The organism is Natronobiforma cellulositropha (assembly GCF_025629245.1).
Taxonomy (GTDB): domain Archaea; phylum Halobacteriota; class Halobacteria; order Halobacteriales; family Natrialbaceae; genus Natronobiforma; species Natronobiforma cellulositropha.
Window position 1 is genome coordinate 132,665 of sequence record NZ_JANZXN010000032.1, and the last position, 23,640, is coordinate 156,304.

Sequence of the window (23,640 nt, forward strand, 5' to 3'; positions counted from 1 at the left end):
GGCACACCGGCCGGCCGCTCACGCCAGCAGCCGACACAGCTGCGCTGCGCTGCGGTCCTCGAGCGAGTGCACCGCCGCCACGAGGTCGCCACGGCGCTCCTCGTCGAGTCGGTCGGCGGTGATCGCGTCGAACTTCCGGACGACGTCGTCCCACTCGAGCGGGTCGCTCGGGTGGCCGCGGGCGGTCTCTTTCTCGATGCGGTAGGTCGTGCCGTCCTCGAGTGTCACGTCGAGGACGGCGGGCAACTCGCCGGCGTCGAAGCGGTCGGTGAGCGCCGGGTCTTCGGTGACGGTCACGCGCTCGAGCAGCGCCTGGACGTCGCCGGCGCGGATCCGATCGTCAGCGTACTGTGGGAGGCTGAGGTCGCGGTCGACGAGCGCGGCCGCGAGAACGTACGGGAGCGAGTGGACTGCCTGCGCGCGCGTTCGCACCTCGTAGCGTCCGCCCTCTCCCCCGCCGAGCGTTCGTCGCGCCGCCGCGAACGTCTCGAGTCTGATCTGGGTCACGCTCGTCGGGTCGAGTCGCTCTGCGTTCGCGAGTTCGACGATTCCCTCGACGGCCGACTGGGCGTTCGCCTCGGCCACGTAGCGCCTGATCGTGGCGTCGAAGACGCGCTCGCCGGGGGTGAACGAGAGTTCGAACGGGCCGGTGACCACGTCCTTCCACCCGTACTGGCCGTCGAAAGGGTCGGCCGGTCCGCCCACGCCACCCGCGGCGAGAGCCACGGCGTAGACGGCGTTCCGGGTCGCGTTCGCGGCCGCGAGCGTGTTCCACCCGGTGACCGCCCCCGTCCGCGCCACCCGTAGCGCGTTCTGGCTACTGACGACGATGGCGAGTGCGTCGACGAGTTCGTCCCGCTCGAGACCGAGGAGGCGCCCGCAGGCGGCGGCCGCGGCGACGGCCGTGTGGGTGACGTAGTCGAAGCCGCGCTCGCGGACCGGGGCGTGTTCGGCCAGTGCACCCAGGACCTCGTAGGCGACCGCGAGCGCGGCCAGGAGGTCCTCGCCGGTGGCGTCGGCGTACTCGGCCGTCGCGAGCAGCGCACCGACACAGTCGCTCGGGTGAGCGGTCTCCCCCGGAGTGAGGTAGGCGTCGGAGTAGTCGAGCGCGCGCACCAGCGACGCGTTGTGCATCGTCGCGCCGGTGAGCGACGACCGCTCCCCGCGCAGCCAGCACGTGCAGGGACCCTCCCCCTCGAGGTCGCTGACTGCCGTTTCGACCGGTGTCCCCGACTCGCTGGCGGCGATGGCGACGCCGAGCGCGTCGAGCAGGTGGCGCTCGAGCGCGTCCCGAACGCCGGGGGAGAGGTCGTCGAACTCGAGGTCACTCGCGAACGCCGCGATGTCGGCTGCCGTGGTCATGCGTCCCCGTTCCACAGACGGCGCTAAACGCCTTGGTACACGCTCGAGAGACTGTCCATCGCGTGTGAGTATTCGGGCAGGTCAGCGCTCCGAGGTGCGGGCTCGCGGATCCGGTGTCGGCCCGACCAGCCAGAGGACCACGGCCAGCAGGGCCGCACCCGCCATCGAACACGCGAGGAGCCAGAACGCCGGCTGGAAACCGACGGTCTCCGAGAGGTACCCGACGGTGACGGGTGCGAGCGCACCCGCGCCCATCAGCAGCGTTCTGACGATACCGAGGCTGCCGCCGGCGGTCGACGACGGGAGCACGGCCATCAGGTACGAGCCTCTGACGGGGCGGAACCCGTGGGCACCGAGCCCGAGGGCGACCACTGCCGCGCCGAGGGCGAACGGGTTCGCACTCGCGGTCAGGAGGATGAAGCAGACGAGTCCGGCCGTCGCCAGCAGGAGTGTACAGACGATGACGGGGAGCGTTCCCACCCGGTCGCTCACGTCGCCGGTGACGAGCTGGACGAAGCTCACGAGAAACAGCGCGCTGTAGAGGAGACTCGCGCTCGCCGTCGTGAGTCCCGCCTCGTCAGTGAGGTAGAGCGGGACGAAGGCGACCGCGCCGTTGTACGCGAGCGCGAACAGCACCGTCGCCAGGACGAACGTGGTGAAGCGCCACTCGCCGAAGAGCACCAGGTAGCTCTGTAGGCCCGTCTCGTCGTCCGCCCCTCCGCTCGCTCGCCGCCCGTCGCGCGACTCTGCGGGCAGCCGTCGGCTGACCCGCCGGGAGAACGTCACGGCGAGGACGAGTCCCACCAGCGCAGCCGCCAGGAATATCGTCCGCCAGCCGGGCTCGAGTACCACCGGGACGAGTGCGACCACGACGACGGCGGCGGGGGCGGCGACGCCCCCGAACGCGCCGATGGTGTCGAGGACGCCGAGAGCGCGGCCGGTCCGCGTCGGGTAGGCCCGCGAGAGGAGCTTCACCGCGACCGTCTTGTGCGCGCCGGTCCCGGCTCCCATCAGCGCCATCGCCAGGACGAGCAGCGCGAACGGCGGTTCCGTCGCCACGAGCAGCGACGCCCCCGCGGCGACGACGGCCCCTGCAGTGATGACGACGACCGACCCCAGTCTGTCGGCGAGGACACCCGACGGGAACTGCATGAGCGCGTAGACGAGCATGAACCCGGTGAACGCGGCTCCGATGATGGTGTTCGACACCTCGTAACTCCCTTGCAGCGGCTCGAACAGCGGCGGGAAGGCGTACCGGATGAACTTCGCGAGAAACCAGATGGACGCCGTCAGCAACAGTGCGTCGAGCGCACGCAGGTGGCGACGGATCGTCGGAGTCGACATGCTGAACGTACCCGAGAGTAGGCGTACGTCGAGGTGTATCCGTCGGTTCGCCGCTCGAGCGCGCGTCGACGCTAGACCAGAACCGGGACCGCACGCTCGAGCGGACGGCCGACGGCCGGAACCGGTCCATATACTACTGTATTAAATCATAAAATTTAGTATGGCTCACGTCGTACGTGCTGTATCTTCGTGGCGCGCCGAACGCCGGCACACGCGTCGGGGCGGGGACGTGCCAGCGCGACCTCTCGCGGAGTGATCGATATGGGGAACTTCACCACACGACTGACGAACGACACGCCGGACGCAGCGGTAGTGACCGTCCGGGACGGAAACGGCGTCGACCACCGCATCGCCATCGACAAACTGACGGGAGACATCGCGGTCCACCAGTACAACCAGTATCCGGCCGACGTCGAGGCGTGTACGGCCGACCAGCGGCGGATGATCCGCGCCGCCAGAGCGAACGCCCGCTACGTCGCCGACGAGGAGACCGACGCGGCTATCGTCCGCCCCTCCGAACGGCCAGCGACGCTGCGTGCGGGCATCGAGGTCGTCGAATCGCTCGGCGAGGCCGAGTTCGTCCGCTACTTCCGGGAGTTCTACGACGAGTTGCTCGAGCCGTCGCCGACGACCGCCGACCCCGCGGACGTGGTGACCGTCACGATCGCCCTCTACCTGCGGGACCCGACGGGGACACCGACGCTCGAGTACGTGACGAGTCCAGCCCTCGAACTCGTGACGGCGGCGGAGACCCGCTGGGAGTATCTGAACCCCGCGGATTCGATGGCCGCACCCGACCGCGAACCGGACGTCCTCTGTCGGCTGCCCCCACAGACCCTGCCGGTCTCGTTCGGCTGGCCGTTCCAGTCGTTCCTCGTCGACCACCTCAAGTGCCAGATTCGGGATATCTACTGGCTGCGCGACGAACCCGTCCCCGACGACTGCGCACTCGAGGGGATCGGCAACCCGAACGTCGACCGCATGCGCGAGACGACCGACCTCGAAGTGGCCGGTGACTGATCACTGCTGGCCGACGCCGACCCTACCCGGGAATCGCCGACCCGTCTGGCGATCAGGTGTACACTGACTTGCAGTGGCTACTATAGCAGTCTCGGTGCGTTCGTCTTCGGTGAACCCGCCGGCAGACGCAGCGCTGTCGTGTTGTTCGTCGGTTCGCTCGTCTTCTTCGGCATCTACGCCTACTACGACATCCTGCGCGGGTCTCCTTCGCTTCCCGCGCTCGTGATCGCGGTGGGCTTCGCCACGTCCGGTCTCGCCGAGTCGCTGCCAGTGACACGCCGGCGGGCGGTCGGCTGGTTGCGTGTGACAGCGTTCACCGAACGGATCACGGTGGACGGACGTCCACTGTATTAACGGATATTAGCGCCTCCACATCTCTGGACATTCTGCATACTGTTTCAGGGATGTGTTTACATACGTCCGATTCTCACGGCCATACATGGCATACCACGACCCATATACGCCCGAGCGGTGTTACTTCGAGTGTTACCAGTGCGGGTACCGATCGACGGCCTCGAAACTGCCCGGCGGCTGTCCCGAGTGTGACGGGAACGTCCACAACATCGCCGTCGCCAGGGAGTAACGACCGTTCGGCTGGCTATCACCTCTGTGCGAGGGTTCTCACTCGCGCTCGCTACCTCCGTCACTCGAGTCCGTCTCGAGTCAGAAGTCGGGGAGGTCCTCCGGCGGTTCGTAGGAGGCCTCCCAGTCGATGTACTCGTCTTTGAGCACCTCGGAGACGATCTGCCCGAACTCGGTGAGTTCGGCGTTGATCGCCGAGACGGTCCCCCAGGAGTCGAGATTGGGGTGGTAGCCCCGCTCGCGCCAGTCTTCGGGGATGCCCGGCGCGTGGTAGCCGACGCGGTCGGCGAAGTCGTCCCAGAAGAAGTCGAAGTCGGCGAACAATTCGAGGTCGAGTGCGATCTGGTAAGCGTCGGGTTCGAGGTCGGCTTCGCTCACCCACGCGTCGAACGCCTCCTCCCAGGCCCCGTCCTCGAGAAACGCCTGCAGCTCCTCACGGCGGTAGTCGATGTCCCCGTCGCCGACGATCGTCGCGTCTTCGTACTCGTTCGGGTCGACGAACGAGAGCGTCGGTGGCGCGGGGGCGTCCACGTCCAGTCCCATGGACCCCACTTCGGCGGGTTCGCCGATAAGGGTTCGCTCCGACCACCCGAAGGCTCAACCCCGGTGGGTTCCTCTCGGCGGGTGATGAGCGACGACGGAGCCTACGCGGCAGCCATCCTCGACGTCGACGGAACGATCGTTCGCGGTGAGCACCTCGTCCCCGGCGCACTCGAGGGCCTGCGGGCGCTCGAGCGGGCAGCCCTCTCGCGGGTGCTGTTCTCGAACAACCCGACGCGGGGCGGGGCGCACTACCGTGATCGCCTCGCGGCCCACGGCATCGATGTCGACCCGGAGCGGGTCCTGACCTCGGCGACGGTGACGGCGGCGTACCTCGCCGACACACATCCCGGGGAGACGGTGTTTCTCGTCGGCGAGCGCCGTCTCGCGTCGATTCTCGAGGACGCCGGCCTGGCCGTCACCGACGACCCCGACGCGGCCGACCTCGTCCTCGGCTCGATCGATCGGGAGTTTCGCTTCGCGGACCTCGAGCGCGCTCTCGCCGCGCTCGAGCGCGACCTCCCCTTCTATGGAACGGACCCGGACGTGACGATTCCACGGGCGAGCCACTCGATTCCAGGGACGGGGTCGATCCTCGCCGCGATGACAGCGGCCGCCGGCCGGGACCCCGACGCCGTACTCGGCAAGCCCTCGGAGATGGCCGCCTCGGCGGCGATGGCGCTCATCGACGCGCCACCCGAGGCGACGCTCGTCGTCGGCGACCGACTCGACACCGACGTCGCACTCGGCGAGCGCGCCGGGATGACGACCGTGCTCGTCCTCTCGGGGGTGACGACGCGCGACGACGTCACCGCCTCGAGCGTCGACCCCGACTACGTCCTCGAGTCGCTCGGCGAGATCAGCCGGGTACTCGAGTGAGCTGTGGATCGCCTGGCTGACCGACCGCTGTGGGTCACAGGCACCGCTCACCGAGTCAGTCAGCTCACCGACCGCCGTTCTCGCCCTCGAGTGCGTCCTCGCGGAGTCGTGCTCCCTCCTCGCTCGCGACGGTCAGCTCGGGGACCGCAACTGGGGCGCGCTCGTCGTCGATGGCGACGAAGACGAAGTACGACTCCGTCGTCTGTTCTCGCTCGTGGGTCCGCAGGTCCTCGCGGTAGGTCCTGATCCGCACCTTGACGCTGGTCGTTCCGGCGTCGTAGACGTAGCCACAGATGAACGCCGTGTCGCCGACGGGAATCGGGCGCTCGAAACTCATCCGGTCGACGCTGGCGGTCACGCAGGTCCGCCCGGCGAAGCGCATCGCCGACATCGCCGCCACCTCGTCCATCCACTTCATGACGGTGCCGCCGTGGGCGGTGTCGAGGATGTTCGCGTGGTTCGGCAGGACCATGGTGCGGTTCTCGATGATCGTCTCTTCGAGGTCGGTCATCGGTGGCGCTACTCGGGGATTCGTCTCAGTCTTGGCGGTTCGTCGCGCCCCGGTTTCGTCACGCGTTCGATACTGGTAAAAGCCGTGAGCGAGTTGACGGTGCTAATGAGCGATGCAGGCGACGCGCCCGTTTCCCAGGCAGGTCCCCCGGAACGCGAGCGCGGCGAGGTCTACGTTCTCGGGACGGCACACGTCTCGAAAGCGAGCGTCGACGACGTACACGAGACGGTCGACCGCGAGCGCCCCGACGTCGTCGCCGTCGAACTCGACGAGGGGCGCTTCCGGCAGATGCAAGGCGGAGCCCCAGAGGACATCGAGGCGAAAGACCTCCTGAGCGGGAACACGGTCTTTCAGTTTCTGGCCTACTGGATGCTCTCGTACGTCCAGTCACGGCTCGGCGAACAGTTCGACATCGAACCGGGTGCGGACATGCGCGCAGCGATCGAAGCCGCCGAACGAAACGGCCACGGCGTCGCGCTCGTCGACCGGGACATCCAGGTCACGATGCAACGCTTCTGGGCACGGCTCACCTTCACCGAGAAGATGCGGATGGTGGGCGGTCTCGCCCTCGGCGTCACGGACCCACGGACCATCGGCATCTCCTTCGGTGCCGTCGTCGGTCTCTCGTTCGGACTCCTCTTCGCCGCCGTCTTCGCCCCACTGCTCGGTCTCGAGTCGCTGCTCACCCTCGGCGTCTCCGACCCGGCCACTCTCCAGTACGTCGGCGCGCTCGGCGTCGGCGCACTCGGTGGCCTGTTAGTCGGGTTACTGTTCGTCCCCTCGCTCGAGTCGACCGAACAGTTCACCGGCGGCCTGCTCGGCGGGTTCGCCCTCCGTCTGGTCGCCGGACTCGTCCTCGGCGTCGGTGGCTGTCTGGCGCTCGTCGCGACCGGCACGTTCGTCGGCCCGCTCTCTGCGGGCGCGTTCGAGAGCGCCGGATCGCTGACGATCCGTGGCGCCGTCGGCATCCTCGCGGGTGTCGGTCTCGGTGCCCTGCTCGGCGTCGTCATCGGTCTCGTCCTCGACGTGCTCGCCGGCGACACCGAAGACCTAGACGAGTTCGACATCGAGAACATCACCGACGGCGACGTCATCGCCGCGATGATGGAGGAGTTTCGCCGCTTCAGCCCCCACGGTGCGAACGCCCTGATCGACGAACGCGACGCCTACATCGCCCACAAACTCCACGCGCTCAGAACGCAGGGGTACAACGTCGTCGCCGTCGTCGGCGCGGGCCACAAAGCGGGCATCGATAGCTATCTCGAGAACCCGGAGACGCTCCCGCCGCTCGAGTCGATCACCGGCACCGCCGCGACGCGGCGGTTCTCGGTACTGAAGGTGCTGGGCTACCTGTTCATGATCGGCTTCGTCGCCTTCTTCGGTCTCTTGCTCATGGCTGGCGTCCAGGACACCTTCCTGCTCCAGCTGTTCCTCGCGTGGTTCCTCATCAACGGCATCTTCGCGTTCACGCTCGCGCGACTGGCGGGCGCACGCTGGAGCAGCGCGGGCGTCGGCGGCGCGGTCGCCTGGCTGACGAGCATCAATCCACTCTTGGCTCCCGGCTGGTTCGCCGGCTACGTCGAACTCCGGAAACGCCCGGTCAACGTCGCCGACATTCAGGCGCTCAACGAGATCATCGGCGACACCGAACGGCCGCTCGAGCGGGCGCTGAAGGACATGTTCGACGTGCCGCTGTTTCGACTGATCATGATCGTCGCGTTCACCAACATCGGGAGTATGATCGCGACCTTCCTCTTCGTGCTCACGGTGTTGCCGTGGCTGGCCGGGCCGGAGTTCGGCGGCGTCGACGCGCTCGCCGACGAACTGCTGCGCGGGGCGCGAAACAGCGCCGAGTTGCTCCGCGCGGTGATCCCCTGGTGAGTTTCCCCGACGTGACCCGCTCGCAGTCGCCGTTCTCGTTCAGCCAGCAGGAACTGCTCGACCTGGCCATCGCCTGGGTCGTCCTCAGCGTGGCGTTCGCGCTGCTGTTGAGTCCGATCCACCGCCTCGAGATACCGCTCTCCGAGTTCGTGACGATGATCGCGCTGAGTTTCGTCACCGTCGGCGTCGCGTTCTTGCTCCACGAACTCGCCCACAAGGTGGTCGCGATCCGCTTCGGCCAGGTCGCGGAGTTTCGCGCCGACTACCAGATGCTCTTTCTCGCCGTGATGAGCGCGCTCATCGGCTTTCTCTTCGCCGCGCCGGGGGCGGTGTACCACCGCGGGCGGATCACGCTTCGCGAAAACGGCATCATCGCACTCGCGGGTCCGCTGACGAACCACGGTCTCGCACTGCTGTTCGTCCCGTTTCTCTTCTTCCCGGGGATTCTCTCGTACATCGGCCACCTCGGCGTCCTCATCAACCTCTTGCTCGCCGCGTTCAACATGATCCCCTTCGGCCCGCTCGACGGCAAGTCCGTCTGGAACTGGCACAAGGGCGTCTTCGTCGTCGTCTTCCTCCCGAGCGTCCTGTTGCTGGCCGTCGCCTTCCTCGTACTCGGCTTCCCGTGAGCCGAGTGTGACAGGCGCCGCCGAGTGAGGCAACTCGAGGGCCGAAACGGTGGCCTTTTGCTCACCCCGCGAGGTCGTTCAGACATGACCGATACCCACGATGGGGAGCGCGCGCAGGAGGCGAGCGCCGACGACGCTGACTCCGAGGGGCTGACCTACGCCGACACCGGCGTCGACATCGACGCGAGCGAGGACGCGACGGCGGCGCTGCTCTCGGCGTTCGGCAGCGGTCTCACTACGGAGTACGCCGGGCTGCTCGACATCGGCGACCGCTACCTCTCGCTGGCGACCGACGGCGTCGGCACCAAACTGCTCGTCGCCGAGGCGGTGGGCGACTTCTCGACGGTCGGCATCGACTGCATCGCGATGAACGTCAACGACCTCGTCGCGGCGGGCGTCACCCCGGTCGCCTTCGTCGACTACCTCGCCGTCGAGGAGCCGAACGACGAACTCACCCGTGAGATCGGCGAGGGTCTCGCCGTCGGTCTCGAGCAGTCCGGCATGACGCTCTTAGGTGGCGAGACGGCGGTCATGCCCGAAGTCGTCTCGGGCTTCGACCTCGCGGGAACCTGTGCGGGACTGGCGGAAAAAGACGAGGTGATCGACGGCGAGGCAGCCGTCGGTGACGCGCTCGTCGGTCTCGCCTCGAGCGGCATCCACTCGAACGGACTGACGCTCGCACGCGAGGCGGTGACGCGCCGCCACGAGTACACGGACCCGTTCCCACCCGCACCGGAGCGGACGATCGGCGAGGCGTTGCTCGAGCCGACGCGTATCTACACCGACCTCCTCGAGCCGATGCACGAGTACGGTGTCAACGCAGCCGCACACGTCACCGGCGGCGGGTGGACGAACCTGTTACGGATGGGCGACCGTCGCTACGTGGTCGAGGATCCACACCCCTCACAGCCGATTTTCGAGTTCATCCAGTCCGAAGGCGGCGTCACCGACGAGGAGATGCACCGGACGTTCAACATGGGGACGGGCTTCGTCGTTTCGCTCCCCGACGCGCGCGCCGAGGCGTTCGCCGCCGAGACCGGCGGAACGATCATCGGCCGCGTCGAGGAGGGCAACAGCGTCGAAATTCGCGGGCTGTCGCTCTCCTGAGCGGTCGACACGTAGACCGAGTAGTTCGTTCGACGGACCGACACCGAACAGCCCGCTCGAGCGACCGGACGTGGCAGCTACCGAGAACCTAGGCGGACCAAAATCTTTTTAGTTTTAGGCCCGCCTAACTCGTAGTGATGGACGTCTCCACCGACCGTCAGGGTGGCGCTGACTCTCCCGACGATGCACTCGCCGCCGAAACCTGTGAACCGATCGTCTCGTACCACGAACCACGCCCCGGTACGCTCGTTCTCACCGAACGGAACAACACCGACGGCTGGCTCGCGAGCGACGTGGCGGTCGACCTCGAGCGATAGAGTAGCCCGGGTTCTCGAGCGCACGAGCGAGAGCGGCCGCTCTCGTCTCGAGTGCGGTCCGAAAGAAGTCGTGATCAGTGGGCCGACGCGTCCGGTCTCAGTGGGTCGCTTCTTCGAGTACCAGCGTGTCGTCTTCGAGGTAGTGTTCGAAGTGGTGGGCGTCGTCCTCGACGGTGACGAGGATCTCACGGAGGATCTGTGAGGTGGCGTAGTCGCCGAGGTTCGCCGCGAGTTCGATGCTGTCGCGCATCGACTCGATGATGTCGCCGTAGATCTCGAGGTCGTTTTCGAACATGGTTCTGACGTCGTAGACGTCCTCACCTTCGAACTCGACGGTGGCGCGCGCCTCCAGGTTCGCCGGACCCGAGACGGGGACGCCACCGAGCGCCTGGGCGCGCTCGGCGATGAGGTCTGCACCCTCTTCTGCGTGCTCGTAGCACTCCTCGAGGAAGCGGTGGAGTTCGAGGAACTGGGCTCCCTCGACGACCCAGTGGTGCTTCTTGAGCTGGTGGTACAACACGTACGTGTTGGCCAGCTCCGTGTTGAGCGCGTCGACGATCTGTTCGGCCTTCTCCCGCTCGAGACGGAGTCCGTTCTCCTCGACGGTACCTGCCGACTGTCGGACGGTCTTCTGGGTGCTCATCTCGTCTCGACGTACACGATCCAGCCACTTAAAGATTCCTCGCGCCAGAACCTTTCTTTCTCATCTGGGAAAAAATCTTCCCGTATCGTCAGCCATTGTCACACACGTTCCGGTGGACTCGCTACCACAGCGGGGGAGTTAACTCGCCTGCACGAACAGACGGTGACGATGCACGCAGAGGTCCTCGTCACCGGTGAGACGCTGATCGACTTCCTCCCCGAGCGGCCCGGCCCGCTCTCGCGCGTCGACGGCTTCGAACGGAGACCCGGCGGGGCACCGGCGAACGTGGCCGTTGCACTCGCTCGCCTCGAGTGCCCGCCGCTGTTCTGGACGCGCGTCGGCGACGACCCCTTCGGCCGCTACCTCCGCGAGACGCTCGCACGCGAGGGGATTCCCGACCGGTTTCTCGAGACCGACCCGGCCGCACAGACCACGCTGGCGTTCGTCACCCACGACGAGACGGGTGACCGGACGTTCTCCTTCTACCGCGACGACACCGCCGATACCCGCCTCGAGTCGGGAACCGTCGACGACGACACCCTCGCGGCCGTCGACTGGGTCCACGCCGGTGGGGTCGCCCTCTCGAGCGAGAGTTCGCGGGAGGCGACGCTCGACCTCTGTCGGCGCGCGGGCGACTCCGGCTGTACCGTCTCGTTCGACCCGAACGCGCGCGCCGAACTGTGGCCCGACGAGGCCACGTTCGTGCGCGTTGTGCGCGAGGCGCTCGCGCACGTGGACGTACTGAAGGCCACCGACGAGGAGCTACGCCTGCTCGGCTTCGAGGGCGAGACACCCGAGGCGGTCGCTCGAGCGGCTACCGAGGCGGGACCGCACACGGTGTTTCTCACGCGCGGCGAGGCGGGGGCGCTCGCGTTCGCGAGCGAGGACGCCCCCTGGCCGGGTCTCGTCGAACACGGTGGCTTCGACGTCGACGTCGTCGACACCACGGGAGCGGGCGACGCCTTCGTCGCGGGCGTCATCGCCTCGCTCGGCGAGGGACACCCGCTCGAGGAGGCGCTGCACTTCGCCGGGGCGGTCGCGGCGTCGTCGACGACGGCACCCGGTGCGATGACGGCGTTGCCGGACCGGGAGGCGGTCGTGGCCCTCCTCGGCGGGCAGTGAGTGTCGGTTCGAAGCGTCATCGAGAACCCTTTGGGTTCAGCGTACGTCCACTCGCCCGTGTCTCAGCTGGTTCGAACGGTCAGGCGACGGATTCGAGACGAACACGGCAGCGTCGTCTACGGTGTCGAGCGCTGTGCGGACGCGGTCGTCCACGCCTGGGAAACGCCGACACAGACCGACGCGGCGGCGATCACCGACCCACTGCGCGCCCGCCTCGAGTCGACCGGCGTGCTCGCGGCGCTCCCGCTCGTGTTGGCCGACCTCGTCGACTCGGCCGGCTGTACGCTCCCCGCGTCGCCGGTCGCCGCGCCACCGTACGTCGTCGTCACGAGCCGAGGGCCGATCCTCCGGGCGACGATCGATCCGGGCCGCCTCGTCGTCCGCTTCGACACCTTCGACGTCGAACGCGACCCCCAGCCTCGGTACCGCCGACTCGAGGGCGTACGCGTCGTCGTCTCGCTCGAGTGAGACCCCACTCGCCGCTGTGAGCGCCTCGAGCGCAGGAGGATTGTGCGGATCACCAGCACATCTTAATAACATCGTCAGCTTCATTAGCAACCTCTCGTAATCTACCCCCAGTGTCTGCTAATGACTCCTGAACCACACGCGAGAACCCGCCGTTCCGTACTGACAGCGACCGGGTCGCTCGGTCTCCTGGCCATTGCTGGCTGTATGGACGACGACGAGGCTGCCAGTGGCGACGACCACAGCCACGACGACGATCACAGTCACGACGACGACCACAGCCACGACGATGATCACAGTCACGACGACGACCACAGCCACGACGATGATCACCACGACGACGACCACAGTCACGACGACGATCATCACGATGACGACCACCACCACGACGACGCTGACTACTTCGACCACATCGGCATCAACGAGTTCGGCGTCATCGACCGGGGCGAAGACGAGGAAGTCGCTGACGTCCACGGCGACCACTGGCACGGGAGTCTTCCCGCCATCCCCGTCGGTGAGACGCTCTCGCTCGGGGCGTCGGTCGTCGACGACGACGGCGACGAGTTCGAACTGGGCGGCGAGTACGAACTCCGCGTCGAGGTCGCAGACGGGGCCGACGACGACGTCCTCGAGTTCGACTACCACGGCGACCACGTCCACCTGACCGGCGAGAGCGTCGGCGTCACCGAGGTCGTCTTCCTCATCTGGCACGACGACCACGCCGACTACCAGACGCCGCCGATCACCGCCCAGGTACTCGAAGAGGGTGCAGAGCACGACGACGACCACGACGACGATCACCACCACGACGACGAGTAGTCGTCCTTCGGCTATCAACCGCTGACACCCGTTTTTTGGCCCTCCACCGGTGTTCGGCGTCTCTGACGGAGGGGTTTCGTTCTCAACGTGTTGCTAGCGAACACGATCCACTGGCCCACGAATTATTAACCAATGGCAGTGAAATAATAATACTTTTATCGTGCGGGCCACTTCATCGGATATGGATCTGACACGCCGTTCGATACTCTCGAGTGGTGCGGGCGTGCTCACGGCCGGCGCGTTCGCTGGCTGTCTGAGTTCGCCGAGTGACTGGGGTGGGACGGACGAGCGGCGGGGCTACGCGGCCTTCTTCGCGCTGTGGGACTGGGCCGAAGAGGTTGGTGGGGACACGTTCGAGTTCGAGAACCCCATCGGAGTCGGCGAGATGGGCCACGGGTGGGAGCCCGACGGCAACTTAGCCGCCGACATCGCCACCACCGACGTGTTCGTCTACCTCGACACCGCCGAGTTCGCCTGGGCCCAGCAGGTCGTCGCCGACCTGGAGCGCGACTACGACGACGTCACGATCATCGACGGCATGGCCGGACTCAGCGAGCACTTCCTCACGGTCGACCGCGAACCGCCTGCCAGTCCCGACACCGACTACGACTTCGACCCGGAGACGCTCGAGGTCGGCGGCTTCGACGCCATCGACCGCCGGACGGGCGAGGTCGTCGCCTACTGGCACGGCGACCACTGGCACGGCAACCTTCCGGCGGTCGTCCTCGACGAGTCCGTCCCCATCGACGCCGTGATCACCGACGACGAGGAGCGCGTCCTCCCGCTGGGAGCGGACGAACAGTTCCAGCTAGACGCGCGACTCGTCGACGGCGCACCCGAATCTGTCGAGATCGACTCCCACGGCGAGTACGTCGAACTCCACGGCGTCGACGACCGGACGACGCTGCTCGTCTTCGAGTTGCGTGCCGACGGCGAGGTCATCTGGGACACGTCCGCCGACTCGATGTCGGTCAGCGTCGTCACCGAGCGCGAGGACGAGGCGGCAGACGAGTTCGTCGACCCGCACGTCTGGGTCGACCCGGTGTTGGCCCAGCAGATCGTCGCCACCATCGCCGACGGACTGGCCGAGATCGATCCCGACAACGCCGACGACTACGAGTCGAACGCCGCCGCCTACACGGAGCGCCTCGAGGACGTCGACCGGCAGTTCGAAGAGCTCATCGACGAGGCGTCACGCACCGTCGGCGTCTTCGCCGGCCACGACTCCTATCAGTACATCGAACACCGCTACGGCTTCGAACTGTACACCCCAGTCGGCATCTCGCCGGACGACGCCGAGTCCTTCGAAGACGTCGCCAGCCTGATCGACGTCATCGAAGAGTACGACATCGACACCGTCCTCTACGACCCGTTCGAGACGAACGACCCCGACCACGAGGTGCCGAACATGGTCGACGTCCTCATCGAGAACACCGACGCGACCGACTACGCACCGCTCACCCCCGCCGAGGGGACCACCCTCGAGTGGAACGAGAACGGCTGGGGCTGGGTCGAACAGATGGAAGAGATCAACCTCCCCTCACTCAGGAAGGCTCTCGGAGCCGAGTGATGGCGACCGTTCGCCGAGGTCTCCTCGAGCGAGTCGCCTCCTACCGGCCGTCGCTCCGGCCCACCTCGAGTGACGACCGTGAAGCCGAGCGGAGCGAGGACGGCGGAGGCGGGCGCGAGAGTACGGACCAGGCAGGCAACGAAGGGGAGCGAGCCGAGAACGGCGGTGACGAGACTCACACTCGAGTCGAAGATGAAAGAGATAAACACCCCGGCGTCAGAGACTCCACCGAGAGTCCCGTGCCACCGGTCGTTTCACTCGAGGACGTGACGTTCGCCTACGGCGACGCAGACGCCGTCAGAGACGTCACCTTGCGGATCGAACCCGGCGAGTTCCTCGGCCTGATCGGGCCGAACGGTTCGGGAAAGACGACGCTGTTACACCTCATGCTCGGTCTCCTCGAACCCGACAGCGGCACGGTCGAACTGTTCGGCCAGCCCGTCGAGGCGTTCGACGAGCGCGGACGCATCGGCTACGTCTCCCAGCAGGCGACCAACCGGGGGAGTACGATGCCGGTCACCGTCCGCGAGGCGGTGACGATGGGCCGCTTCGCCCACGCTGGCTTCTCGAGGCTGACCGACCGTGACCGCGAAATCGTCGAGGAGGCACTCGAGACGGTCGAGATCAGCGGTCTCGCAGACAGGCGGGTCAATCAGCTCTCGGGCGGCCAGCGCCAGCGAACCTACATCGCTCGCGCGCTGGCCTCCGAGGCCGACTTGCTCGCACTCGACGAGCCAACCGTCGGCGTCGACGCCGAGTCGCGTGACGCCTTCTACCGCCTGCTCGACTCGCTCAACGCGTCGGGGATCACGATCGTCCTGATCGAACACGACATCGGCGTCGTCACCGACCGCGCCGAGCGCATCGCCTGTATCAACACCGAACTGTTCCACCACGGAGACACCGAGTCGTTCGTCGAGAGCGACGCCTTAGAGAAAGCCTACGGCGCGACGGGCAGAGTCGTCCACCACCACCACTGATGAGCGAACGCGTGAGTGAACCCGTCCCCGAGACCGAGACCTCCCGTCGCTCGCTCAGGCGAACGCTCGAGCGTGTCGGTCTGGGACTGACGGCTGCACTGGCGGTGGCGATGCTCGCGTTCATCGCCCTCGACTGGCTCCGTGGGTTCCCTCCGGCGGACCTGCTCTTCGGGCAGTTCATGGTCGTCGGCCAGTGGATGGACTACTACCTCGGGACGAACGTCTTCCGCCACCCGTTCATGTGGCGCGCCATCGCGACGGGCGTCCTGATCGGTGTCGCCGCGCCGCTGGTCGGAACCTACCTGGTCCACCGGCAGATGGCGCTCATCGGCGAGACGCTCGCGCACACGGCGTTCGCGGGCGTCGCGATCGGTCTGGTCGTGATCGCCTTTACCGGCTGGACTGGCTCGCTGTTGCTCGTCGCGCTCGTCGTGAGCGTGATCGGGGCGCTGGGTCTCCAGTGGCTCGTCGAGCGCACGAACACCTACGGCGACGTGCCGATCGCCATCGTCTTGAGCGGCAGTTTCGCCGTCGGGACGCTGATCATTAGCTGGGGGCGGGACGTCATCTCCATCGCGATCAGCATCGAGGGCTTTCTCTTCGGCAGTCTCGCCATCGTGACCGTCGAAGGTGCGCGGATGATGGCCGTCCTCACCGTCGCCGTCGTCGCCGTCGTCGCGATCACGTACAAACAGCTGCTGTTCATCACCTTCGACGAGCAGGCCGCTCACGTCGCACAGTTGAACGTGACCTGGTACAACACCCTCCTGATCGTGATGACCGCGGTCGTCGTCGTCGGCGCGATGCAGATTCTGGGCGTCATCCTCGTCGCCGCGATGCTCGTCGTCCCCGTCGCAGCCGCCTCACAACTCGCCCACAGCTTCCGCGAGACGCTCGTTCTCTCGATCTGTTTCGGCCAGCTGTCGATCCTCGGTGGGTTCGCCTTCTCGATCAGTCAGGGACTGCCACCCGGCGGGTCGATCGTCGTCGTCGCCATCGCCATCTACCTGCTGGCGATTCTCGCGTCGAGCCGGTCGGTGACGGCGCTCTCGACGCACTGACCGGCGGCTGCCCCGGCTCCCACCCGGCCGGAACCGTCAGACACGTTTAACACCCTCCTCGCTGAATTTCGAACGATGGGTAGGTTATCCGAACTCTTCACACCCGACCGGGTCGCCGTCGTCGGCGCGACCGACCGCGAGGCATCCGTCGGCCGGGCGATTCTCGAGAATCTCCGCGAGGGGTTCGAGGGCGAAGTCGTCCCGATCAATCCGAACCGAACGGCGGTCCTCGGCGTGACGTGCTATCCGGATGTCGCGAGCGCACCGACGGTCGACCTCGCGGTCGTCGTCGTCCCGCCACCGGCCGTCGTGGACGCACTGCGTGACCTCGGCGAGTCGGGTGTCGAACACGTCGTCGTCATTACGGCCGGCTTCGGCGAAACCGGTGCAGAGGGCGCTCGCAGAGAGCGCGAACTCGAGTCGGTCGCCGCCGAGTACGGCCTGCACCTGGTCGGCCCGAACAGCCTCGGCGTGATGGGTACCGCCGTCGGCCTGAACGCGACGTTCGGTCCCGACGACGCGCTCCCGGGATCGATCTCGTTTATGAGCCAGTCGGGTGCGTTCATCACGGCCGTCCTCGACTGGGCGAACGAGCAGGGAATCGGGTTTCGAGACGTCGTCTCACTGGGTAACGAGGCCGTCCTCACCGAGACGGACTTCGTCCGCGAGTGGGGCGAGAGCGACGAGACGGACGTCGTCATCGGCTACCTCGAGGGCATCGACGACGGCCAGGCGTTCCTCGAGGTGGCGAGTGCGGTCACCACCGAGACGCCCATCGTCCTCGTCAAGTCCGGGCGCACCGACGCCGGAGCGAAGGCCGCCTCCTCGCACACGGGATCGATCGCCGGGAGCGAACGCGCCTACGAGACGGCACTCGAGCAGGCGGGCGTCCTCCGGGCGCGGTCGGTCCAGGAACTGTTCGACTACGCACGAGCGCTCTCCGGCCTGCCACTCCCCGAGTCGGACGGGATCGCTGTCGTGACGAACGCCGGCGGGCCGGGCGTGCTCACGACCGACGCCGTCGGTGACTCGAGTCTCTCGATGGCGTCGTTCACCGACGAGACGATCGACGCGCTCGAGACCGCCCTGCCCGACGAGGCGACCGCCTACAACCCGGTCGACGTCCTCGGCGACGGGGACGTCGAGCGCTTCGACCGGGCGCTCGAGATCGTCCTCTCGGACCCGAACGTCGGCGGGGCGGTCGTCGTGAGCGCGCCGACGGCGGTGCTCGAGTACGACGACCTCGCCCGAACCGTCGTCGAGCGCGCCGAGGAACACGCCGTTCCAGTGACGACGAGCCTGATGGGTGGTGCCCGTTCGCGCGCGGCCGCCGACCGACTGCGCGAGGGTGGCGTCCCCAACTACTTCGACCCGGCACGGGCCGTCTCGGGTCTCGACGCGCTCGCGACCTACCGCGAGGTCCGCGAGCGGACGCGAGACGAACCCACGACGTTCGACGTCGACAGAGAGCGCGCCCGTGCCGTCCTCGAGCGGGCCCGCTCGCGCTCCGACGCCCGTCTCGGCGTCGAGTCGATGGAACTGCTCGACGCCTACGGCATTCCGATCCCCACGGGTGAGGTCGTCGACGGTCCCGACGAGGCGCGCGCGGTCGCCGAATCGATTCCGGGCGACGTGGTGATGAAGATCGTCAGCCCCGACATCTCACACAAGTCGGACATCGGCGGCGTCAGGGTCGGCGTCCCGGACGCGGCGGTCGAAGACACCTACGAGGACCTCGTCTCGAGAGCGCGCACCTACCAGCCCGACGCGCGCGTCCTCGGCGTGCAGGTGCAGGAACGACTCGACCTCGAGGGGCAAACCGAGACCATCGTCGGGATGAACCGCGACCCGCAGTTCGGCCCGCTGGTCCTGTTCGGTCTCGGTGGCATCTTCGTCGAGGTGCTCGAGGACACCGCGGTTCGCGTCGCCCCCATCGGCCCGACGGCCGCTCGCGAGATGGTCGACGAGATACGGGCCGCGCCACTGCTTCGCGGTGCGCGCGGACGCGAGCCAGCCGACGTCGACGCCATCGTCGACGTGCTCGGCCGTCTCTCCCAGCTCGTCACCGACTTTCCGGCGATCCTCGAACTCGACGTGAACCCGCTGGTCGTCGGTCCCGACGGCGTCCAGGCGATCGACCTCAGACTGACCCTCGACACGGAGGTTTCCCTATGACTCAGGACACACCGCCAGACACACCCGAACAGACCACAACCGAACCGTCAGCGACCGACGCGCCCGAGATCCAGCCGTTGCTCGTCGCCTCGCTCGAGGAGAGCCTCGGAAAGACGGCGATCACGCTCGCGCTCGCTCGACTCGCTCGCGAGCACGGCGACCGCGTCGGCTACATGAAGCCGAAGGGGACCCGCCTCCAGAGTACGGTCGGGAAGACCCTCGACGAGGACCCGATGCTCGCTCGCGACCTCCTCGACCTCGACGCCGAGATGCACGACCTGGAGCCGGTCGTCTACTCGCCGACGTTCGTCGAGCAGGCGATCCGCGGCCGGGAGAACGCGACCGAACTCCGTGAACGCGTCCACGAGGCCTACACGACGCTCGCCGCCGACTGTGACCGGCTCTTTCTCGAGGGCGGGGGCCGACTCGAACTCGGCGGCATCGTCGACCTCACCGACGCCGACGTCGCGGCGTTACTCGACGCCCGGGTCGTCCTCGTCGCCCCGTACGAAGTGCCCGGCGACGTCGACGACGTCCTCGCCGGTGCGGACGCACTCGGTGAGCGGTTCGAGGGCGTCATCTTCAACAACGTCTCCGATGGTGCCTACGACACGCTCGAGACCGACGTCGTCGGCTTCCTCGAGAGCAACGGCGTGCCGGTCTTCGGCGTCCTCCCTCGCGAGCGCTCGCTCGCCGGCGTCACCGTCGCGGAACTCGCGGACGAACTCGGCGCGACCGTCCTGGTCGACGACGGTCTCGACGCGTACGTCGAGCGCTTCTCCGTCGGTGCGATGGGTGCCAACAGCGCGTTGCGCCACTTCCGGCGGACGAAGAACGCCGCCGTCATCACTGGCGGTGACCGTGCCGAAATTCACCGGGCGGCACTCGAAGCCCCGAGCGTCCGCTGTCTCGTCCTCACCGGCGGCCACCGCCCCTCCGGTCCGATCCTCGGACAGGCCGCCGAGCGCGGCGTTCCGATCGTCCAGGTCCAGACAGACACGGTCACCACCGTCGAACGCGCCGAAGACGTGATTCGAAGCGGCCGCACTCGAGACGAGCAAACCGTCGACCGGATGGAGGCGCTGCTGACCGACCACGCCCACCTCGAGACCATCCTCGGCCTGTAGCGCGTGCGCTGTCCTCGCCGTTCTCGAGACCGTCGTCAAAAGTTGCAGTCTGGGTAGGTCGTCCGGGCGCGCGAACTACCCAGAACGTGCCGGTTGTCAGAGGCACCCCGGCACTCAGGTGTATATTCCCCAGTGGTATATCCTCATTCGTCGCTCGGCTTCCCGCTCCGGTCACCATCCGGTATATGCATTGTGGCTCTTTATAACGAACTGGTCGGCCGAACCGACCGTCACGGGTTCCGACTCGTCCAGTAGACTGGCAGGTCCCCACCCACACGCATCCGGTACTGTCTACCTACCCAAATGTTTATCGGGTTGTCTCGACGAGATGTGTTGATGGGCAACGACGGTGGGTCGGCCGTTCTCTCGGTGCTCACACGCCGTGGACGGTTTCTCGAGGCACTGCTCGAGGGACCGGTGCGGAAAGACGACCTCGCCAAGCGTCTCGGCGTCTCCCGGTCGACCGTCGACCGCGCGATCTGTGATCTCGAGCGGTTCGACCTCGTCGCGTGTGCGGACTGCCGGTGTCGGCTGACGCTCGCCGGCGAACTCGCACTCGCCGAATACGAGGAGTTCCTCGACCGTGTGACTGTTATCGCCGACGCCAGCGATGTCCTCTCGGCCCTTCCGCCGACGGTCCCGCTCGAGCGTGCGTTCGTCGATGGGGCGACCGTCGTTCGCGTCGGCGACGATCCGTCGCGCTCGATACTCGAAGCGCAACTCACCGGCACACACCAGCGGGTGTTCGTCACGGAGACCGTCTCACACCTCGTGGCGGCGTCTCTCGACGCAATCGACGACGGTCTCGAGTGTGAGTTCGTGTTCACCTCCGAAACCCTCGACGACCTCGCCACGGAGTTTCGTGGTCCCGTCTCGGCAGCGCTGGCGGCCGGCCGCGTCGAACTCCGCGAGGCGACGACGACGCTCCCGTACTCGCTGGTGCTCTCCCGGCACGACCCGACCGGCCGCGTCGTGGCGTCGCTCGTCGTCACGTCTGACGACGGACTCGAGGCTATCGTCTCGAACGACAGCGAACCCGCAGTCGCGTGGGCCGAGTCGACGTTCGCGTCGCTCTGGCAGCAGGCGTCACCGCTGTCGGTCCTCCGGGAGTGAGTCGGCGCCCGGCTCCGTCTGACTAACTCTTAAGAGCGAGCCACGCATGCGACCTGGTATGGACGATACACCGCAGGAGATCACCTCACTCGTCGGCCGCGAGGTGTACTCGAACAACGGCGTGTTCGTCGGCGAAGTCGAAGACCTCAGGCTCAACGTCGACGGCGAGGCCGTCACCGGACTCGCACTCGGTCGACTCAACGCAGAACTGTTCGCCGAAGCGATCAACGGCGGCCAGGGAATCATCGTTCCCTACCGCTGGGTCAGAGCCGTCGGCGACATCATCCTGGTCAACGACGTCGTCGAGCGCGTCCGCGACCCCGACGAAGAAGAAGAGATCGTCGCCTGATCAGGAGCCGTTCGTTCCCTCACTCCCCTCGACACCCATCGCGTCGAACAGCGTCCGCTTGACCGCCTCTTCGGTCAACTCGAGGAGCGTATCCCGGGTGTCGTCGGAGATATCGATCCCGGTGAAGATGCCGAGTGGAATCTCCGCACTCGCCTGCGTCGAGTGACCCGCCGTCTCACCGATCTCGCTGTAAGCGTCACTCAGTACGTTGCCGATGTTCATCCGGATGTCCTTCGAGCGTGCGGCGAGGAAGATGGTCTCCTCGGCGACGCCGAAGACCGCCGTCGTCGTCACGCCCTCGAGATTGAGCAGGTGGTTCGCCGCCTGTGAGAGCGCCTCCCGATCCCTGACGTAGCCCGCGTTCGAGACGAGGTGACTGCCCTGGACGTCGCGGTTCGCGATGGCCTCGGCGAGCACGTCGAGCGTCTCCGGCGACATCGAGGGCGACTCGACCTGCTCGAGCGTGTCGTGGTTCGCGAACGGGTAGAGGTAGGCGGCGGCGGTGAGATCCGCGGGCGTCGTGTCGCGCTTGAAATCGAGCGTCTGGGCGCGAATCCCGTAGAGGAGGGCGGTCGCGACCTCCTCGGAGACGTTCATATCGAATTCCTGGATGTACTTCGTCACGATCGTCGAGGTCGAGGACATGTTCGGGCGGATGTCGACGAACGACGGGTCGTAGGCGTCGGTGAGTTCGCGGTGGTCGATGACGATGTCGACACCCAGGTCCATCTCCTCCGAGGTCGCGTAATCGACGAGCGCGACGGTGTCGTACACCGACGGATCCTCGACGTCGCGCCACGGCAACAGCTCGATTCCGAGGAGGTTGACGAACGCCCGGTTCTCCTGGTGGCCGATGTCTCCCAGGTAGATCACGTCCGACTCGACGCCCAGGTGTGTCGCGATCGCCTGTAAGGCGGCCGCGCTCGCGATCGAATCCGGGTCCGGGTTGTCCTGGGTGACGATCGCCAGCCGCGTGTTCGTCTCCTCGAGCAGCCGGGCGAGTTTCCCGGCGTTGTACTCGAGTTCGCCCGACTCGAGCGCTCTGAGCGCCGAGTCGGCGATCACCGACGAGGGATTGATGACGATGTCCGCGCCGAGCGTCGAGAGTTCGTCACCCGAGACCGGGTCGCTCGCCCGCGCGACGACGAACTGTGTCCCGTCGTTCGCTCGGATCTGCTCGAGTGCCTGTTTGTTCGCCTCGACGTCGGAGGCGAGGATGAGGACGACGCTCCGGTCGGCGACCAGGTCGGCCGTCTCCTGCTCGACGATGTCGGCTCTGCGCGCATCCAGGTCCTGATCGCGCAGCGACTCGACGCGGTTCTCGTCGCGGTCGATGATGAGGACGTCTTTGCCCTGCCCGACGAGTTCCTCGGCGACGGCGTAGCCGACACTCCCACAGCCGAGTATCGCGTAATCCGACATCGAAGAGATAGTGACCGCCGTACTCATGTTGGCAGAGTCGTTGTTCCCAGTCTACTTAACGCTCCCGAAGACTGTGACGTTTTCTGCAGGCGATTGCCGGTGACGGAAGTGGGCTGTTCTCGAGTGACACAGGCCGGATACAACAGAAACGTATTTCAACGCGCATCCGAACTCTCGATACGAGGGCCGGTAGCTCAGTTAGGCAGAGCGTCTGACTCTTAATCAGACGGTCGCGTGTTCAAATCGCGCCCGGCCCGTGCAACGAACTGGTGAGCGACGCGTGGTACGAACGGAGTGAGTACCCAGGAGCGAGCCAGTGAGTGAACCGGACGGAAGCGATTTGAATCGCAGGGAGGTTGCGCGCAGCGAGAACGCGGTCGCTTCGCGACCGCGATTGCGAGCGGCGAAGCCGTGAGCGAGCACATCCGACCGTGTGTTCAAATCGCGCCCGGCCCGTTTCTCACCGCGAGCAACTCCGCGAGCGGTGAGTATCGGATCCGGCGCGATTTGAAGTAGACGGCTCTGGTGAATCGCCAGACTGCGCCGACTTGATCCGTCAGAACTAGGGAGTTGAAGCGGGAAACGGCGGATGTCTATGTCCAAGATTTCCCGCTTCACTGGG

At 66.8% G+C, this 23,640-nt stretch carries 24 protein-coding genes and 1 tRNA gene; 19 read left to right on the forward strand and 6 right to left on the reverse strand.

The features are described 5' to 3' along the window. Positions 1–18: 18 nt before the first annotated feature. Entirely contained in the window at positions 19–1,362 is a 1,344-nt protein-coding gene (locus N0B15_RS15280; protein WP_263020579.1) for an MmgE/PrpD family protein, read from the reverse strand. Between the two features lie 81 nt (positions 1,363–1,443). After that, positions 1,444–2,706, reverse strand: a complete 1,263-nt coding sequence (locus N0B15_RS15285) for an MFS transporter (RefSeq protein WP_263020580.1) — start codon at positions 2,704–2,706, stop codon at positions 1,444–1,446. 261 nt (positions 2,707–2,967) lie between these two features. Between N0B15_RS15285 and N0B15_RS15290 the strand changes: the two genes are divergently transcribed. The 3 genes from N0B15_RS15290 to N0B15_RS15300 all read left to right on the forward strand — a co-directional run bounded on the left by N0B15_RS15290 (position 2,968) and on the right by N0B15_RS15300 (position 4,309). Beyond that, entirely contained in the window at positions 2,968–3,726 is a 759-nt protein-coding gene (locus N0B15_RS15290) for a DUF7958 family protein (protein WP_263020581.1), read from the forward strand. Positions 3,727–3,789: 63 nt separating this feature from the next. Then, complete coding sequence (locus N0B15_RS15295; protein ID WP_484549520.1) at positions 3,790–4,080, forward strand: DUF8011 family protein; 291 nt, start codon at positions 3,790–3,792, stop codon at positions 4,078–4,080. A gap of 85 nt (positions 4,081–4,165) precedes the next feature. Next, on the forward strand, positions 4,166–4,309 hold the full coding sequence (locus N0B15_RS15300; protein ID WP_263020583.1) for a rubrerythrin-like domain-containing protein: 144 nt from the start codon (positions 4,166–4,168) through the stop codon (positions 4,307–4,309). Between the two features lie 80 nt (positions 4,310–4,389). On the opposite strand, the gene N0B15_RS15305 is transcribed toward N0B15_RS15300, so the two are convergent. Then, a complete protein-coding gene (locus tag N0B15_RS15305; protein ID WP_263020584.1) occupies positions 4,390–4,851 on the reverse strand; it encodes a DUF7992 family protein in 462 nt (153 codons plus the stop codon). An 84-nt stretch (positions 4,852–4,935) separates the two neighbouring features. Here N0B15_RS15305 and N0B15_RS15310 point away from each other — a divergent pair, with 84 nt between their 5' ends. Next, positions 4,936–5,727 (forward strand): HAD-IIA family hydrolase, encoded by a 792-nt coding sequence (locus tag N0B15_RS15310; RefSeq protein ID WP_263020585.1) that lies wholly within the window; start codon positions 4,936–4,938, stop codon positions 5,725–5,727. 64 nt (positions 5,728–5,791) lie between these two features. Here the strand turns inward: N0B15_RS15310 and N0B15_RS15315 are convergent, their stop codons facing one another. Then, positions 5,792–6,238, reverse strand: a complete 447-nt coding sequence (locus tag N0B15_RS15315; protein WP_263020586.1) for an acyl-CoA thioesterase — start codon at positions 6,236–6,238, stop codon at positions 5,792–5,794. A 105-nt stretch (positions 6,239–6,343) separates the two neighbouring features. Between N0B15_RS15315 and N0B15_RS15320 the strand changes: the two genes are divergently transcribed. The 4 genes from N0B15_RS15320 (at position 6,344) to N0B15_RS15335 (ending at position 10,172) form a co-directional block, all read left to right on the forward strand. Next, positions 6,344–8,119: a TraB/GumN family protein gene (locus N0B15_RS15320; protein WP_263020587.1), complete on the forward strand. Its 1,776-nt coding sequence runs from the start codon at positions 6,344–6,346 to the stop codon at positions 8,117–8,119. Next, complete coding sequence (locus N0B15_RS15325) at positions 8,116–8,748, forward strand: zinc metalloprotease (RefSeq protein ID WP_263020588.1); 633 nt, start codon at positions 8,116–8,118, stop codon at positions 8,746–8,748. The genes N0B15_RS15320 and N0B15_RS15325 overlap by 4 nt, the downstream gene beginning before the upstream one ends. An 84-nt stretch (positions 8,749–8,832) precedes the next feature. After that, entirely contained in the window at positions 8,833–9,855 is a 1,023-nt protein-coding gene (purM, locus tag N0B15_RS15330; RefSeq protein ID WP_263020589.1) for a phosphoribosylformylglycinamidine cyclo-ligase, read from the forward strand. 137 nt (positions 9,856–9,992) lie between these two features. Continuing rightward, on the forward strand, positions 9,993–10,172 hold the full coding sequence (locus N0B15_RS15335; RefSeq protein ID WP_263020590.1) for a hypothetical protein: 180 nt from the start codon (positions 9,993–9,995) through the stop codon (positions 10,170–10,172). A 97-nt stretch (positions 10,173–10,269) separates the two neighbouring features. Here the strand turns inward: N0B15_RS15335 and dpsA are convergent, their stop codons facing one another. After that, the gene (gene dpsA / locus N0B15_RS15340) at positions 10,270–10,815 is read right to left on the reverse strand and encodes a DNA starvation/stationary phase protection protein DpsA (protein ID WP_263020591.1); all 546 of its coding nucleotides are present in this window, start codon (positions 10,813–10,815) and stop codon (positions 10,270–10,272) included. Positions 10,816–10,983: 168 nt separating this feature from the next. Between dpsA and N0B15_RS15345 the strand changes: the two genes are divergently transcribed. From N0B15_RS15345 to N0B15_RS15390, 10 genes are all read left to right on the forward strand, one after another. Then, the gene (locus tag N0B15_RS15345; protein ID WP_263020592.1) at positions 10,984–11,937 is read left to right on the forward strand and encodes a carbohydrate kinase family protein; all 954 of its coding nucleotides are present in this window, start codon (positions 10,984–10,986) and stop codon (positions 11,935–11,937) included. A 57-nt stretch (positions 11,938–11,994) separates the two neighbouring features. Next, a complete protein-coding gene (locus tag N0B15_RS15350) occupies positions 11,995–12,405 on the forward strand; it encodes a DUF7988 family protein (RefSeq protein WP_263020593.1) in 411 nt (136 codons plus the stop codon). A 204-nt stretch (positions 12,406–12,609) separates the two neighbouring features. After that, entirely contained in the window at positions 12,610–13,221 is a 612-nt protein-coding gene (locus N0B15_RS15355; protein WP_263020594.1) for a hypothetical protein, read from the forward strand. 181 nt (positions 13,222–13,402) lie between these two features. Continuing rightward, entirely contained in the window at positions 13,403–14,791 is a 1,389-nt protein-coding gene (locus tag N0B15_RS15360) for a metal ABC transporter substrate-binding protein (protein ID WP_263020595.1), read from the forward strand. A gap of 239 nt (positions 14,792–15,030) precedes the next feature. Next, on the forward strand, positions 15,031–15,771 hold the full coding sequence (locus N0B15_RS15365; protein WP_263020608.1) for a metal ABC transporter ATP-binding protein: 741 nt from the start codon (positions 15,031–15,033) through the stop codon (positions 15,769–15,771). After that, positions 15,771–16,832: a metal ABC transporter permease gene (locus N0B15_RS15370; RefSeq protein WP_263020596.1), complete on the forward strand. Its 1,062-nt coding sequence runs from the start codon at positions 15,771–15,773 to the stop codon at positions 16,830–16,832. The genes N0B15_RS15365 and N0B15_RS15370 overlap by 1 nt, the downstream gene beginning before the upstream one ends. Positions 16,833–16,907: 75 nt before the next feature. Further along, on the forward strand, positions 16,908–19,007 hold the full coding sequence (locus N0B15_RS15375) for an acetate--CoA ligase family protein (protein WP_263020597.1): 2,100 nt from the start codon (positions 16,908–16,910) through the stop codon (positions 19,005–19,007). Continuing rightward, positions 19,004–20,134, forward strand: a complete 1,131-nt coding sequence (locus N0B15_RS15380) for a phosphotransacetylase family protein (RefSeq protein WP_263020598.1) — start codon at positions 19,004–19,006, stop codon at positions 20,132–20,134. Before N0B15_RS15375 ends, N0B15_RS15380 begins: the two co-directional genes overlap by 4 nt. A 336-nt stretch (positions 20,135–20,470) precedes the next feature. Then, on the forward strand, positions 20,471–21,247 hold the full coding sequence (locus tag N0B15_RS15385) for a helix-turn-helix transcriptional regulator (RefSeq protein WP_263020599.1): 777 nt from the start codon (positions 20,471–20,473) through the stop codon (positions 21,245–21,247). A 58-nt stretch (positions 21,248–21,305) separates the two neighbouring features. Further along, positions 21,306–21,596, forward strand: coding sequence for a PRC-barrel domain-containing protein (locus N0B15_RS15390; RefSeq protein WP_263020600.1), 291 nt, complete (start codon positions 21,306–21,308; stop codon positions 21,594–21,596). On the opposite strand, the gene N0B15_RS15395 is transcribed toward N0B15_RS15390, so the two are convergent. Then, the gene (locus N0B15_RS15395; RefSeq protein WP_263020601.1) at positions 21,597–23,045 is read right to left on the reverse strand and encodes a DHH family phosphoesterase; all 1,449 of its coding nucleotides are present in this window, start codon (positions 23,043–23,045) and stop codon (positions 21,597–21,599) included. It lies immediately after the preceding gene. Positions 23,046–23,201: 156 nt separating this feature from the next. On the opposite strand from N0B15_RS15395, the gene N0B15_RS15400 reads away from it, so the two are divergent. Beyond that, positions 23,202–23,275, forward strand: a tRNA-Lys gene (locus N0B15_RS15400). Positions 23,276–23,640 lie beyond the last annotated feature (365 nt).